Consider the following 15691-nt stretch of genomic DNA (forward strand, 5'->3'; position numbering starts at 1 on the left):
CATGGATATCTATTAAAATTTTGGAATTAAATTGAAAAAGTTATTAAACTTTCGATCTGGCTTCCATCTGAAAACAGGAAAAAAATACTAAGAATGAAAAGGGAAGAAAAAAGCAAAGATTAAAAATTGAAATAAAAAATAGAAATAAAAAAATTGAAATAAAAAATTGGAGTAAGAAATCGAAATAAAAAATTGGAATAAAAAATTAAGGTAAAAAATGAAGAAAAATTGAGATAAAAAATGAAGAAAAATTGAAATAAAAAACCGCATAAAAGAAAAAGTAGTTTAAAAAGAAAAAGTAGTTTAAAAAGTGCTGAAAAAGTATTACTTGAGCCTGTAAGGAATCCTGGCTCCTGTGGGAATAGTATGTATGTACTTCTTTCTGAATTCAGGGTTTCGCATCATACAGTAAGCTGCGTCATCCTTCCTGTAAGCACTGTGTTTTCCCATACGCTTCCAGATAGTTTCCAGGGGCTCTTCGCATATGTTCCCAAAAGAAAGAGGCGTATATGCGCAGGGCATAACTTCTCCGTCAGACGCAATGTGTAGCCACCGTCTGCCAGCAAAGCACCCGAAAAGTTCGGGACCCATAAAATAGGGAAAAGCTGTTACTCTTGGACCCTCAGATCTGCGGTTCATAGATTTCTGGAACGCCTGAAGCCTGGATACGTCTTTATCACTTATTACTTCGTCCTCGTGTTCGAGCCAGCGACCTACTGCGATGATCTCATACAGTGACATCTCCTTCATTTTCAGGTCGGATGCAAGGGAATAGAACTCCTCAAGGTCATCGATATTATGCGGAGAAACGACAACGAACATATCAGTAAGGATCCCGGCAGCATCCGCGTTTTTAATTCCGTCAATCGCATCTTTATATGCACCGCTCCGGCCCCTGAAACGGTCATGCTCGGCTTCAAAGGGGCTGTCCAGACTGATCCTTGCAGCGTAAAGGCCTGCAGCTTTAAGGTCTTTTGCTCTTTCTTCGGACAGCTTAAAGCCGGAAGTAAAACAAGTAGCGATTGCTTTTGTTTTGTCTACTCTTGAGACCATCTCTACGAGATCATTTCTGAGCATTGTCTCTCCGCCGTCAAAGGAAACGAGATAAGAACCGAGTTCAATGCCCTGGTCTATAGCGCCGCAGATTTCTTCAAGAGTCAATTCCTTTTCTGGTTTTATGTCAGCTGCTCCGCAGTGTATGCACCTGTTTGGACAGCGGGCAGTAATTCCTACTGAAATCTGGTCAGGGACGCGTTTTTTCCTTATGGCTGCGATTTCAGCACTTATCACCCGGCTGAAAACAGGACCCGGAACAGGAGGGATCCAGGTAGAAAATATAATCTCATCTTCGTTTATGGAAATGGGTTTTTCTTCCGCAAAGATGTTGTTTATACGCTTCAGAAAGGGTTTTGCAAGATGAGAAAGAGGACCTTCTGCGTCGAGTACCATTTTTTCGTTTTCGGTACTGGCGTTTACTTTAATCACTGAACTATCATATACTCTCATGGATACACCTGATAAAGTTTATGGCAAAAGTCGGAGCTTGCCAGGGTTTTTAGTAAGAGATCGGATAATATCATTTTAGCATTATTACAGATAGAGTTTAAGCGGAACCGGTTCATTTTTCAGGAAAGGAAAAGTTTTGTTAGAGGTTCTCAAGCATGTCAACGGTTATGTAATCAGTAATCTGGAAGAGCTTATCCCTTGCCGGGCATTCTCTGAATGTTCCGAGGGTTTCTTTTGCGGCACTGACGTGCAGTTTTACACAGTCTGTTGACTTCATCAGGGCTTCTTCCTTTGACATGCTTTTCATGTAGATGTGCGGCAGGGTTTCAGACGTGAACTTGGATTCTTTACCCTCGACTACTTCGAGAAACTCAAGGATATCATCAACAATCTGGTATGCAGTCCCAAGGGAATTCCCAAAAAAGCTAAAACGATTGGCAAGAGCTTCATCGGCTCCGCCCGTATAAGCCCCAATAGATGCACTGATTGCGAATAGAGAAGCTGTTTTTTTATAAATGCACTTAAAATAATCATCTTCCCCGAAGTTATCATTTTCAAGTTTCAGGTCAAGAACCTCTCCCTCAGCCATGTCCATCCCTGCCTTTCCGAAGTCCCTGATTACTTTCTCTCCATAAGGAGAAATAAAAGCAATTGATTTTGCAATAAGGTAGTCCCCACAAAGCAGGGCTCTGGAAGGCCCGAATTTTTCAGGAGCAGAAGGCAGATTCCTCCGTATGAGTCCCTGGTCCAGCAGGTCATCGTGAATTAAGGAAGCCGAGTGCATCATTTCAACTGCAAGAGCTGCATTAAGGCTCCGGGAATATGAGCCTGAACATATCTCGCTGGCCAGAAGGAGGATAATTGGCCGAATTCTTTTCCCTCCGGAATGACAGACATGCTCAACCATTCTTTTTAAGCCGGAGTCCTCTATCAATGTAATTGAATCTTTAATTCCGGCTTCCACATATCTGTACTCTTCCCATTCTTCAATATTCATCAAAATTACTCCGTGTACTTTGACGGGCATCCGGTAACTATCTTATCTGCCTCAAACGTCGACTCAGAAACCATTGCTCCGCTGGTGATTGCCTGTCTTCCTTCAACAAGATCGGAAGGGAGATTTCCTGCATAATTTACATGTATCTTAAGGTTTTCATCATTTTCGTCTTTTAGAACGAAGGACGTTATGCCAGGGGATAATTTGAGGCTCCGGTTTTTTACAACTCCTCTGACGTATATATTCTGCCCGGAGTACCCCCGGGGATCAGGGAGGAGCCTGGATGCTGAAATATATCCTCCCGAAGAGCCAATTCCATATAATCCTTTAAGTAACACGCAAGCAATAAAAGCAACTGTGAGCAATGATTTCTTTTTTTATTCATTTTAAACCCCGTATAACTCGAACATTACATTAACCTTTTGTTAAACTCTGCATGTGTGTTGAGCAGCGTAAGGACATATGCGGATAGAACTATGCAGCTTATTGTAAATGCCAGAATAAAGGGTTCGTTTAAATTACTTCTCTGGACGGTCAGTTTCTTCAGCGCCTGTGAAGCCAGGGCTGTTTAAGAGAAGAAGCTGATTTTGAGAACTTATGTCTAGCCCTATATAAGAGTATATTATTCCTTATTAGAGAAACGAGATTTCAGGGAGAAGAATAAAAGTCTGATTTTTATTCTCAACATTGAAAATAATAGTATTGAATTTAGACATGAAAGGATAAGATTATTTTTACAGTAGATATATTATATATATCGGCACATAAATTAAGATATTTATAATGCGATTGGGATAAAGGTAAGTATTTTTTTTCAAAATGTAGCAAAAAAAGAGAGATTTAACGAAAAAGCTCAATCAATCAAGATTAAAATATATCATATAGTTAAAGATATATTTATTAGAATTTACTCAACGATATGTATGTTTGAAATCCAGTTAGCAGAAATACAGGGTTAACAATAAAATAGAACTACACCTATAAAATTAAAATATACAATAGAAATGGTAGTTGCTCGAATTTTCGTATTATCCGGCCGCATTAAACAGGTTATCGTAACTTCGGGCCTGGAGTACGACCAGGCAATCTGGCAGAATTCGGCCGGATAATGGATAAAAAGCCTCCTTTAAAAGAATTATTAAAAATAGGACAGCGGAAAAAATTGATAGAGGAAAAAAACAAAATAGAGGACAAAACGGAGTAGAGGAAAAAGATGGAACAGCGGAGAAAAATGGAATAGAGGAAAAAATAAAGAGTACTGAAGCAATAGAATTTCCCCGTGTTCGGGAAAGCGTCAGAAGGAATTGAGGAAAAATGGTGCCGGGCAAAGAAAGGGTTAGGCCCAACTGGGAATTAAGAGCAAACTTCCGGAAATATAAATAATTAAGAACCAGTTCCCTATTTTGAAAAGCAGAAAATAAGATCCGATAAGACTCGTGGGGCTATTTCCGGAGATTCTGAACGAGATTGTCAACCATCAGTTGACCAGGTTATGCTGGGAAAAAGTAATGCCACAAAAACATATGAGATCTGAAGAAATATGTAATTTCAAGCGAAAACATTATATTTGACAAATACCTCTAGTGTGTTGCAGTTTGCGTTGATGGTCTAGCGGCTATGACTTGGGCCTTCCAAGCCCAAAACCCGGGTTCGAATCCCGGTCGGCGCATTTAACCTTTTTAAATCAGTTTTAAAACATTTTTTTCTCTCATTTTATCACAGATAATGACACATTCGTGCGAGGGTTGCCCAGCCAGGTCAAAGGCGATGGGCTTAGGACCCATTTTCGTAGGAATTCGTGCGTTCGAATCGCACCCCTCGCATTTCTTTTTAGGGATATAGGTATCTTCAAAAAACGCAACGCTAGTGTGGGGATAATGCACAACCGCTTATTTTCAAAATTGCCCTAGCAAAAATCAGGTATTTTCTATAAGTTCATATAAATAAAAATCTCGAATTTTTTTGTACGCTAGTGCAAGAGAATGCACAACCAGATTTTCTTCAAAAGTTACCTAACAAAAAATTGATTATTTTTTCCAAAGATTGTTTGATACAAAGTCCAATTTACTGGTACAATTTCTTGCAAAGTTTAACTTTTAGAGATGAGTTTTGATTCAAACTAAAAGTTCAGTTTTATTTTTACACAGAGGTAATATCTTTAAACCATATAGTGAACTCTGTTCCATTATCCCTTTTAAGCTCAATACAACCATCTATCTGTTCAACAAGAATATTTACTAGCTGAAGACCAAGAGAGTCTGCCTTTTTGAAGTCAATTTCCTTTGGCAAGCCGATACCATTGTCTTTTATAACAAGAACGAACTGTAGATCCTCTATACCTTGACATTGAGAATCTGTCCTGAAATTCCCTGAATTTTCTGTATAATGTTTGTAATTCTCTTTTTTGCAAAGAAGAATGCTAACTTCTCTTTTACTTTTGCTCTGGAAGGCATATTTCAGGGCATTAGAAATAAGTTCAGTGACAATATTTCCAAGGGGGATTGCAGTATCCATACCCAGGTTAACTCGGTCAAGTTTTAACTTCAAGGAAATGGAATTATTCATGTTATACGAGTTAAAAATGTATGTCGCCAGATTCTTTAAGTATGACGAAAAATCAAGATCTAAAGATTCTGTGCTTGTAGATCTATATAGTTCTTCATGAATCAGAGCCATCGAAGCTACACGGTTCTGGCTATCCTTAAAGGCTTTAAGAACTTTTGAAGTGTCGCAGACATTACTGCCAGTTAATATTTCCGCTTGCAAATCAAGAAGTGATGAAATTACTTGCAGGTTATTTTTTACTCTGTGGTGAATTTCCCTTTTTTGAGTTTCTTCAATCTTCATCATTCTTTCTTCAGCTTGTTTCTGTTCATTGATGTCATAGACGAAACTTTGGAAGGCAGCTTGGTGTTTCTGGTTTTCAGGAAGAACATGTGTTACCTCCCTAAGCCATCTAACTTCTCCATCTTTCATTTGTATCCGATATTCAAGTTCTGCATAAGTGTCAGGATTCGACTTTAACCATTCAATGTGCTCAAGAACCAGAGGACGATCTTCAGGTATAACCAGTTCAATCCACTTAAGATTCATAGAGTGGAAATCTTCCTTATCATAACCAGTAATTTCTTTAACAGCTCCATCTATACAGATTGGAACAAGATTTTCATCAAGCCAGAGTCCAATGGATTTTCTTATATCTTGTAAGAACAGGCGATAACTTTCTGCGTCCTTCTGTAGATCTTCTTTCGAAGCCTCGCTTCTACCTGGTTCATTCTCCAGCAATTCTTTTGAAGATATGTCTGAGTTTACTCCAATCTTCCCATATATGTGTCCCATTTCATCTCTAAGAAAAAGGGAAGTCAACATTGAAGCATTACCCCCCCCCCTCTTCATAAATTTTATTATCCTGCTTATCAATATTTGGTTTATCTTTTTCTTTTTTTATTCTTGACAGGTTGTCATATATTCTTAACACATCTTTAGCGATTCCCTCAAAACCCATTTTCAATAACTTATCATGTAGTTTTAAGACATCGTCAAGAGTTTCATCAACCCCTCTATGTTCTTCGGGAACATTACCTTTTATCTTTTCTATATTCATCAAATTACTACCCCAATAGAGCAATTTGAATGTAATAATAAATAATATACCAATGAATGATTTCTAAAAATACACTATCTGGTTTTTCCAAAATAGTATCAGGTCTTCAAGTTCCTGATTGTTCCAAAATAATATTAGGTCTCCAAGCCCCTGATTGTTCCAAAATAATATTAGGTCTCCAAGCTCCTGATTGTTCCAAAATAGTATCAGGTCTTCAAGTTCCTGATTATTCCAAAATGTTAGCAGCTCTTCAAGTTCCTGATTATTCCAAAATGTTAGCAGGTCTTCAATTTCCTGATTATTCCAAAATGCTATTAGGTCTTCAAGTTCCTAACTATAGAAATGCTTCAATAGATCCATCAGTTGAAGGAATAGAGCTTTTAAATGTACCTGCTGAAGATCCACGACAAATATTCCCAGGCTCAAATCTAAATGTTGGAAAACTTGGAGATTTAGGGAGATTAGATGACGAAATATCAACTGTCTATGAAAGATCTGGTTTTGAATTTAATAATGAGGCATACCGTTTTCTTTCTGACTTAGAAACATACTTAAGATATTTGATCAAGAAAAGAATAATTGAACCCCATGAAAAAAATCTTGAGAGCAAAATTCCAAGAGAGGTATTAAGTAGATGGGAAGAAAGAAAAAGCCGTGATGCTTCAAATGAATATGATTTGATAGACTATAGTGATTTTACAGATCTGAAAATAATATTCGAAAAAGGAAGAAATAAGGAATTATTTAATGATATTTTTAACAATGAAGAATGTAAAGCTCTAATTACTAAACTACATGAATTAGACCCAATAAGGAAAAAAATAGCACATTTTCGACCTCTTACAAAAATTGAATTCACTCGGTTAGTTTTATATCATAATGATATTTTTACAATTGCAAAGTCTAGACGACCTTGATTCAACACTTAGAATAATAATCATTGTAAAAATATCATTATGATGCCGTTTGTTACAAAATGTTTTGCATCATATATTTGTCCAATATAAAAAATCTGCTTTTTTGACCAAATTGGGTTGAAAATAGAAATTTTATTTTTGAGATAAATTTTTGGGATATTATTTTTTTGTGAGGGCAATTTTCTAAAAAATGTGGTTGTGCATGATCCTTACACATGCGTTGCGTTTTTTAGAGATACCTATATCCCCGCATTTCTTTTTAGGGCAACAGACATTTGAAAATAAAAAGTCATTTTGTGGGACAAATACACAACCGTTTTCAAAACAGCCCCTGCTAAAAATTCAATCCTGACAAAAATTCAGTCCAGATAAAATTCAATCCTGCTACAAAATCAATTGTATGCTTCTTATGATGTTACTATAATAAAAAACAAATTAAAAAAAAGAGTTTAAGAATTTAAAGGGAATTTAAAGCATTTGAAAGGAATTTAAGGTATTTTATCAATACCTGACGGGATTCGAGCCATACCTGGAACCAGCTCTTTTTTCGCCTTCTTCTTTTGTTTTAGTTCCATGTACTTTTTCTTTAAATCCCTCTACTTTTGTTTTAAATCCCTCTGCTTTTGTTCTAAATTCTCCTGCTTTTGTTTTAAATTCTTCTGCTTTTGTTCTGGATTTCTCTGTTTTTGATTTAAATGAATTACATATACAGCATCCTTCTCTGCAGTTTGAGATATGTATGTGTTTTACAACGCAAGCAAGCCCTATAACGGCTAAGATATAAACCACTATTTCCATCAGTTTATTCATATTATTCCCCCTGTCATTATAGTATCTTATCATTTATGAAGTTAATTAATGCATTAAAAAATTAAAGGATTTAAGTATCAAAAAAGGCTGCTATTTACACCTTCAATGAATTCACTGGTTATTATCAGGTTAATGTGTCCGCCACAATATTCAGAAAAGAAGTTCAGTTACGGAATGCGATCCCTTGAGTATGGCAGGAGACAGGAAATACGAGTCATCTGACGCTGTAATGAGAGAACTGGAATCAACCGGCAAACAGGCGGGCGGAGGATAAAAAACCAGCATCTGACAGGACATGAACAGGAAGAACAGGTGGAGGCGATTTATCAACTAAAGGAAGTAGCCGGGATGCGGACTGAGAAGCGGAACTTAAATTCTTTATTCTCGCGTATGAGGTATAAGAACTGCCAGCATTAAACAGAGTATCATATGTATTGATTTATAGAGGTCTTCTTGCAAAGTATCTCTTTGAACTGGAATACTCAACCAGTTTTCCATTTTCGAGTAATGATACGGAACCATGCCCGCAGCAGATAAGGCATCTCTTTCCCTTCTTAATAAGTTCGGAGTCAAGCTCCCGTATAAGGGAAAGAAGAGCATTCCTTTCTTCTTTTGCAAGGCTGCTGTCCACATTAACCGAAGTCATAAGGTAATCAGCCAGTATATTATACTCTGTCCTCTCAGGGCTCAAGCTTTTGAAATTAATCACGGAATCCTGAGGAAAAAGAAGACCTTCTTCGGGGCAGAGGTAGAATAACTCTCCATGCATATGTCCCCCAAGGCCCCGGAGAGCCTCAAACTCAAGGCTTCCTATCCTGAAATGAGCAATAACAGGAAAAGCTCCTCTTTTCTCGATATTATCATCCTGAACTGGAATATCCGGAAAAAGGATCACATTTGAAGGAGGGGTGAACTTTGAGAAGAGATTAATCATTTTTGTATAAACTTCTTCCAGAATACAGCCCTGATTGGTGGACCCATAAGCCCTGCTGGTCTCGCGTGTAATCTTCAGGGTTTCCTGATTGAGGCATGAAGGAGCAGAAAAAAGGCCTGCAGCACCGCAATGGTCCGCGTCTGCATGAGTAATATAAATCCTTTTAAGCAGGCTCAGGTCCCCAAGCCCGTAATGCTGGAGCATGTCCACGACATCAGGCTGATAAATCCCATAGCCGGTATCGATCATTACCTTTTCTTCAGGCGTATCGAAAAGATAAATATTCCCTCCACAGGGGAGTTCAAAGCAGAAAAGTTCAATTCCATCTTTTACCCTGACTCTCTGCACATCTGCATAAAACCCGTCTCCTGAAGTCCGGTTCAGTGTATCCCCAACCTTCAATATGCTCTCAAAGACCTCAACAGGGTCTTTCCGCAGGTTTGAGAGCTCCTGAGCGATGTGATTGATATCATGCAAAAACTTCATTAAAAATGCATCTTCTGCATTTCCGAGATAATGCCTTAATTTCTGGGCAAGGCGCAGATAAAAAACCGTATCATCTAGTTTTTCGCCTGTGGTGTCATACTCGACAATCTCAAGCCTGTACTTTGATTTGAGCTGGTTCAGAAGAGCATCTATAAGGTCAGCATTTTCAACGTTCAGGCTTACAACAAGCCTTTCGGGATGCTGCCCCCTATCATCAAAATCGAGGAAAGTGATATTTGCCCCTGAGGAAGTTGTATGATTCAGGAAATCAAATAAAGCCCCTGAACAGTTAGGGAGATATACATTGAATTTAAGAAAAGCCACAGGATGCAGGGATGTCTGCAGGTAACCTATTCTTTCCAGTTCCTCACGAATCTTCCTGTAAGCCTCTGAAGCAGCAGCTACCTCAAAAAAAACAGTGTTCCTGTCGATTCTTCGGTCATACTGGATCCGGTTGATGTTTCCTTTATACCGTGTAATAATCTCGGCTGCCCTGTGAAGCGCTCCCGGCTTGTCGGGCATAGAGGCGATAAAAGAGAACTGTTCCATGAAACATCCTCTGATCAGGTTAAAACCGTTTTTCTGGTTAATGTAGATAAAATACTACAACCGTTTTTTTGTTAATTTAGATAAAATCCTGCCTTACTTTAAACTTTCCTGTTTCTATGGAAGAGAAAAAAGTAAGAAAATAAAAAATTCAGTACTGATAGTAGTATAATAATAAAGCTTAGCACTCCAGTATGACAGGGGATAGCCCAAGTGATTTAAAAACTACATTTATTTCCAGTAAAGGATTTGTCTTCCTGTAAAAAAGATGAGACTTACATGAACAATCCGTGCATCCGAAACCTGGAACCGAATCTCCACCTAGCCGGCATGCAATTTCACACTCAAGCCTATCGGAAGTGCTGGCACATACTGCCCAGGACAACCTGAAATAAGAGCTAAGATGGAGATAATCCACATGCCATTTCGGATTCTTATCTTTTCTTAAAGAAAGCTCAATATGCCTTTTGACCCTTTTCATGCCCCCTGAACCGAGAGCTGATCCTACATAAACGTGAAATCCTTCAGAGAATGAAAAAATGCCTTTTTTCCCGACCTCAACTGCACAGCTCGCGTTTTCAAATACCAGACAATAAACCCCTTTTTCAGAAAAATCCATCTAAAAACCTCAATACTTTAGACCTCACAGTTTTAAGGTCTCCACTTTTAAGACATTGCTTTGTTTTCAGAGACCTCAAAATACTTCTCAAGCAGAGGTACTACCATTTCTTCCAATATCTCTTTTCCGTTCAGGGCTTCAATCCATGAGATCGGAACTGCTTCAATTCCAAGCCTTGCCCCAAGAATCCCTCCTGCAACACTGGCAACGGAATCCGAGTCTCCTGTTATGTTCACCCCAGTTTGAACTGCTTTTTTATAATCATCCGGATACCGCAGGATACAGAAATAAGCAAGGGCAAAGGTTTCATCCGCATACCAGCCCTGCCCGATCTTCTGAAGAGCATCCTTATCACTCAAATTGCTGTGAGCAAGCCCATAAGAATGTTTGATGGCTTCCGTAAATTCATCCGAAATTCCTTCCGTTACTTTGAGAATAGGTAAGAACATATCCCTGGGAGGTATTCCATCGAGAGCCAGCTTCACAGCATATGCTCCTGCAATCGACGCAGCATCTGCTGTCGGATGGTTATGAGTTATTCTGCCGGAAAGGGAAGCAGCTTCAATCAGTTTTTCAGCATCATTACTGAAGATGAAGCCAAGAATTCCAACTCTCATGAGGCTTCCGCAAGTTTTTGAATTTAGTCCGGATTCATTCCAGTGAATTCCATCCTTAAGACTCAAAGCTGCACCCTTTGTAGTTGCTCCGGCTCCAAGATCAGGCTCATCCAGCCATATGACAAGATCTTTTGCAATTTTATCCATAAGCTCAGTTAGTTCAAGCTCTGCTCCTTCAAGAAGCCCTCTGGCGAGCACAAGCATCAACTGAGTATCGTCTGTCCAGGGGGATTCGGGAGGAAGTTCGAGAATTCCCTGTTCTCCGTATTTCTCCTTTATTTTTTCAAATGTGAGGTGTTCTACGGGACGTCCGAGAGCGTCAGCGCAGGCTGTGCCGAAGAGGTAGCCACGGAGCTTGCTTTCAGAATCTTGAGTTCCCTGCATATTTTCTTTACTCATAAATTACATCCTACGGGTTTCTTGATTCCCGCTTTAGAGGTGAAAATAAAACAAAATATATGAATTAAATAGATCTGTTGCCTCTTTAAAGAAATTTGGAGGGGTAGCACGAACACACTCCGCTGCTTGGAGCAGGGTGTGCCAATAGATTGATTACGTTAAAGGCTGTATACTTTATCTTGAAATCTGTTTATGAGCTTTGACCGCAATATCTGGATCAACAAGTACAAAGTCTTTTTCTGATGGAGATAAACCAAATATCTTTTCAAATTCATCTTTTCCCAGTATATCTGGAAGGCTTATTAACAGATCTCCAAAAAGGTCGTTCACTTCCTTAACATACTTCTCAATGTTGAGATCGGCACTATAAAACTCATTATCCATTTTCCCTTTTTCCTTGAGAAAGACAAGCTGTTGTTTTAGAACCTGACTGGTTATCTGGGGATCTAGATTATCACCAAGACAAAATTCGATCATCAGTTCAAACTCTTTGCCAAGGAGATAATACCTTTCTTCATTCTTAATCGTTGAACTGAAAGATTCAATTTTACTTCCCTGGAGAGGGAGAGGAGAACTTTCTTCACTCGTAGTTGCAGAACTAAAGCCAGGTAATATCTTCATATGCTCAGTGTACAGATCCACTATTTTTTGAATATATACCTTTTCAGGTTCATCTATCGAATTTGAATATACATTAATATCCAAATCTGTGGATTCTGTAGAGACTCTACTTTTTGATGTACAAGATAATGATTCACAGATTTTTGAACTTCCTATGAATTCAAAGGAGGAAGTCCCATATGTCCCATAAGCGTAACTAGATGCTGCATAACCTCTCGCCTTTGAAACAATCACCCTGGCAGGGTATAAAATTCTATTTGCCGTTTGGTGGCATACACCTGTAACTCCATACTCAATGCCTGCCTGGCTATTGGGTTGAGAGATATAATCTGCCAATAAGTATTTGCCATATCCTCGGCAAATCTCTTTCCCGCCAGATCCCCTTCCCCAGCAGGGCCAGGATTTGCAAGGATTGTTACTTGTCACATAGGTGTGATCTAGTCCAGTATCAATTTCTATAAGACCAGCATCAATATCTATTGATATAGCATAACCAGTCAGTAAACTCATTTCATTCAGACATCGTACCGAGATGGGTGGTTGGAGTGATACTCTATGTGCAAGACGCCTCATACTTATTACTTGAGAAGATGGATCCAACGTCCTAGTTGTGGATCTTAATGATAACATAAATATTGCTCCTTATGTTGAAATTACTGAAGTGCTACCAGAATAGGTATAAGACCGCAGCCAGCTTCCAGAGGTCTCAAAGCCTTGCCAACTATCGCTCCAATCGATCTAACATGGTCGCTTACTCTCATAGCATGCCCATATGTTGAAGAGGTTGTCAACAGATCCCCTACTTCAACTGCACCGCTATTGGCATCGACTTTACAATATACCTTCCCATTCAGAGCAACAGGTAAGCGGCTAGATTTATTAGCTTGTTTGTCCAGAGTAATGCCAGGACGTAAATCACCAGCTCCTGAAATCACACCAGCTACCCGTTTATCATATGCCTTCTCGCTTGCTTTCAGCGCTCCATCGTTATCAATTACCATTACGGTACCTGGCTCTATAGACTCTGCATTAACGACATCGAATTCTTCGGCACAATCTCCACCTCCAACAACAACATCGGCTGAAGCATTAATAGTGCCATTAACATCCAACTGATATTTCGGAGATGTCACCCCAATACCAACAAAGCCGTCACTACCCCGTATAAACAACCTAGATACAGGACTGATACTGCCATTTTCAGTTGTATTGCCTCCTGCTGCATAAAAATGGATATTACCCCAGGTAGCGTGCATTCCTGCATATCCATAGTTTGCGTTATGTGTGCCAGCAGTTTTTAATTGATTGTTTGAATTCATGTAGATATTAGTACCAAAAACACCATGCCCCCCATTTGAACCTGAAACTAATCCACCAAAATTACCCTGAGTTATAATTGTTGGCCGATCTGTTGATTCCACATGCAACTTCGCTTTTGGATCACTTATTCCTATGCCAACGTTACCATCCTTGTTCCAGGACATTGCCACCTTTTGTCCACCGTTAGTCGTTCCGAGCACACCACCACTAAAACCAAATAAGACAGGACCATCAACATTGTTATTGGCAAAGAGCTTACCAGAACCGAACCAGCCGAGACCATGATTCGGATCGCTATTCCTTCTTAAATAGAGAGTATTGTCATCAATCCTGACATCTCCCTGAACTTCCAGCTTTACGTTCGGAGCAGATGTTCCGATACCTACATTACCAGCACCATTTATTCTCATTCTTTCGAAAATACGGCCCAGAAGATCTCGGGTCTCAAATGTAATATCGCAACTACCGCCTTTATTTGATCCGATAGTATACATTGCTGCAAATCGATTCCAAGTTTGTATACCAGTGGTAGTACGATTAGCTCTAACGACACCGATTTTCTTTGATAAATCAGGTTCATCCAAAATCAGACTTTTAGCCATAAGGTTATTAAGTTCTAATAGTTCTTCGAGAGTATTTTGAGCATTTTCAGAAAGTCCTGGCCCTCCATGGACTTCTTTTCCAAGAATATCAAGATCTACACCTATTTTACTAGTATTAGATGTTTGGGAATATTGACCATCTGGCATAATTCTTTCTCCATTATTTTAAATATTTAGGCACTGCTTCTTTTTTAAATGTAGTTATACTATAGTTACACTCTCTGTTTCTTGCATTCGAAATTCAATATGTCTTACAGAGACTTTAATAGAGTATCATTTTTTACAGATCTCTATCATACACGAATTACCAAATATTTTCAGAGCCTACACAAAAGAAGCTAAATATCAAGCACAAAAACCACTACAGTTCAAATTTTCATTTTAGACAGTAGAAGATTAATGATATTTGATTTTTCAGTTTAATTATGCAAGTCCAGAAGCAATTTTTTACTGCCAATATTCCTAGAATAGAATACTCATTTAAAAATAGGTTATCCAGATAGCGTACGTTTGGAATGCACATGATTCAATTCGAATATATATAGAAAAAATTTAGAATGAAAAGAAGAGTATAGAAGCGGGTGTAGTATTTTGAAAATGTATCGTATTTCTACAATTATCTCACAAAAACACTGGAATTGTTGAAAAAAAGCACAGAAGAGTGCAGAACATTGAAAAGTCTAAGAAGTTGTCTTAAAAATAAGTTTAATTCTATAATCGGAATAGAGTTTCCCATTCCATATCAGTTTATACCTGAATTTTGGAATAATTCCATATTTATTTAAATTCAATGTTGCCTATTATCCAATTGCAGAAATTGACTGAATTTTTAGACAAACTCTTAGATGAGCGATGTAAGTACATAGTCTTCTCCGCTCACTTCACCGAATTTCAGCAAGCAAGTCTCTGAGACTCTCCAATAAGCCTATTTACAGTTCATATCATCCGAAGAACTGGATTCTCCGGCGGATATTTTTCTGCCCTACCTCTCCGGTCTTTTTTTTCTTCAATATGGCGACAGGCGTAATGATAGGAGCAAGGGCTGGCTGTGGTCGTTCTTCGGCCATTTTCAGTTCAATATTTATTCTTGATTCCCTCGTACAGCTGAACATCAAAGTTTGTAGGGGCTGGATTTTTATCTCAGCTGGATCCATAGTCCCATTACGGCATTCAATCAGTACGGACTCCATATTCCTCATAAGTTTCTCGTGTTCCGGATACTCGACTGTCAGGATAGCTTGGCCCCCTCCCATAACGTTCCGAACAGAGTAACTTCCCGGCTTCATCACATGGGTTATGAAGAGATCTTCGTCGCCAAGCAGCCGGCTGTCAAACACTTTTATAGGTTCTTTCTGCTTTCCCAGGCGGAAAATTTCAACAGCATATTCCTTAGAGCCTTTAGAAACGTAGAAAACTATATGTCCACCTGCCAGTAGCGTAAAAGCTGTAGAATTTCCATTTACACCTGTTGAATTGTTAAAAGAGGAAAGATCGATATCTATTTGCTGGAGAGGTACCCCTTCTTCCTGTGCTTCTTCCCTGCTTTCACCAACTCTAATGAAAAATTTGCCCACTTTTATATCTCCGAGGAATACAATGCCACTGTATTTCCCCTGTTCTGCAACCTTGTGTATAATTGAGCTCATGGTGGTAAGGGATCCACTATCGTTCGAGGTCTTCCTGAACACGTATTTATTTATTATAGGTTTCATA

The 15691-nt window shown here is 38.8% G+C and carries 14 protein-coding genes and 2 tRNA genes; 4 read left to right on the top strand and 12 right to left on the bottom strand.

Going from position 1 to position 15691, the window contains the following annotated elements; all coding sequences use genetic code 11:
* Positions 1-324: 324 nt before the first annotated feature.
* From RSJ42_RS13240 to RSJ42_RS13250, 3 genes are all read right to left on the bottom strand, one after another.
* A complete protein-coding gene (locus tag RSJ42_RS13240) occupies positions 325-1506 on the bottom strand; it encodes a radical SAM protein (protein WP_410507747.1) in 1182 nt (393 codons plus the stop codon).
* Between the two features lie 139 nt (positions 1507-1645).
* A complete protein-coding gene (locus tag RSJ42_RS13245; RefSeq protein WP_410507748.1) occupies positions 1646-2533 on the bottom strand; it encodes a geranylfarnesyl diphosphate synthase in 888 nt (295 codons plus the stop codon).
* Positions 2509-2841, bottom strand: a complete 333-nt coding sequence (locus tag RSJ42_RS13250) for a cytochrome c maturation protein CcmE (protein WP_410507749.1) — start codon at positions 2839-2841, stop codon at positions 2509-2511. The genes RSJ42_RS13245 and RSJ42_RS13250 overlap by 25 nt, the downstream gene beginning before the upstream one ends.
* A gap of 105 nt (positions 2842-2946) precedes the next feature.
* Between RSJ42_RS13250 and RSJ42_RS13255 the strand changes: the two genes are divergently transcribed.
* From RSJ42_RS13255 to RSJ42_RS13265, 3 genes are all read left to right on the top strand, one after another.
* Positions 2947-3075 carry a hypothetical protein gene (locus tag RSJ42_RS13255; RefSeq protein WP_410507750.1) on the top strand — a complete coding sequence of 43 codons (129 nt, stop codon included), beginning with the start codon at positions 2947-2949 and terminating at the stop codon, positions 3073-3075.
* A 1025-nt stretch (positions 3076-4100) separates the two neighbouring features.
* Positions 4101-4172: transfer RNA gene (locus tag RSJ42_RS13260), tRNA-Gly, on the top strand.
* Positions 4173-4241: 69 nt separating this feature from the next.
* Positions 4242-4326: transfer RNA gene (locus RSJ42_RS13265), tRNA-Leu, on the top strand.
* 316 nt (positions 4327-4642) lie between these two features.
* Here RSJ42_RS13265 and RSJ42_RS13270 read toward each other — a convergent pair.
* Together RSJ42_RS13270 and RSJ42_RS13275 are read right to left on the bottom strand one after the other, a co-directional pair.
* Positions 4643-5899, bottom strand: coding sequence for a sensor histidine kinase (locus RSJ42_RS13270; RefSeq protein ID WP_410507751.1), 1257 nt, complete (start codon positions 5897-5899; stop codon positions 4643-4645).
* Complete coding sequence (locus RSJ42_RS13275; RefSeq protein ID WP_410507752.1) at positions 5880-6107, bottom strand: hypothetical protein; 228 nt, start codon at positions 6105-6107, stop codon at positions 5880-5882. The genes RSJ42_RS13270 and RSJ42_RS13275 overlap by 20 nt, the downstream gene beginning before the upstream one ends.
* A 56-nt stretch (positions 6108-6163) precedes the next feature.
* On the opposite strand from RSJ42_RS13275, the gene RSJ42_RS13280 reads away from it, so the two are divergent.
* Complete coding sequence (locus RSJ42_RS13280) at positions 6164-7024, top strand: hypothetical protein (RefSeq protein WP_410507753.1); 861 nt, start codon at positions 6164-6166, stop codon at positions 7022-7024.
* Between the two features lie 501 nt (positions 7025-7525).
* On the opposite strand, the gene RSJ42_RS13285 is transcribed toward RSJ42_RS13280, so the two are convergent.
* From RSJ42_RS13285 to RSJ42_RS13315, 7 genes are all read right to left on the bottom strand, one after another.
* Positions 7526-7834, bottom strand: a complete 309-nt coding sequence (locus tag RSJ42_RS13285; RefSeq protein WP_410507754.1) for a hypothetical protein — start codon at positions 7832-7834, stop codon at positions 7526-7528.
* A 439-nt stretch (positions 7835-8273) separates the two neighbouring features.
* Positions 8274-9803, bottom strand: a complete 1530-nt coding sequence (locus RSJ42_RS13290; RefSeq protein ID WP_410507755.1) for an MBL fold metallo-hydrolase — start codon at positions 9801-9803, stop codon at positions 8274-8276.
* Positions 9804-9981: 178 nt separating this feature from the next.
* Positions 9982-10419, bottom strand: a complete 438-nt coding sequence (locus RSJ42_RS13295; protein WP_410507756.1) for a GIY-YIG nuclease family protein — start codon at positions 10417-10419, stop codon at positions 9982-9984.
* 47 nt (positions 10420-10466) lie between these two features.
* Positions 10467-11435, bottom strand: coding sequence for an ADP-ribosylglycohydrolase family protein (locus RSJ42_RS13300; protein ID WP_410507757.1), 969 nt, complete (start codon positions 11433-11435; stop codon positions 10467-10469).
* A gap of 174 nt (positions 11436-11609) precedes the next feature.
* Positions 11610-12566, bottom strand: coding sequence for a hypothetical protein (locus RSJ42_RS13305; RefSeq protein ID WP_410507758.1), 957 nt, complete (start codon positions 12564-12566; stop codon positions 11610-11612).
* A 143-nt stretch (positions 12567-12709) separates the two neighbouring features.
* On the bottom strand, positions 12710-14125 hold the full coding sequence (locus RSJ42_RS13310) for a hypothetical protein (protein WP_410507759.1): 1416 nt from the start codon (positions 14123-14125) through the stop codon (positions 12710-12712).
* Between the two features lie 794 nt (positions 14126-14919).
* Positions 14920-15690, bottom strand: a complete 771-nt coding sequence (locus tag RSJ42_RS13315) for a hypothetical protein (RefSeq protein ID WP_410507760.1) — start codon at positions 15688-15690, stop codon at positions 14920-14922.
* Position 15691 lies beyond the last annotated feature (1 nt).

This window comes from Methanosarcina hadiensis (assembly GCF_046529725.1).
Lineage (GTDB): Archaea > Halobacteriota > Methanosarcinia > Methanosarcinales > Methanosarcinaceae > Methanosarcina > Methanosarcina hadiensis.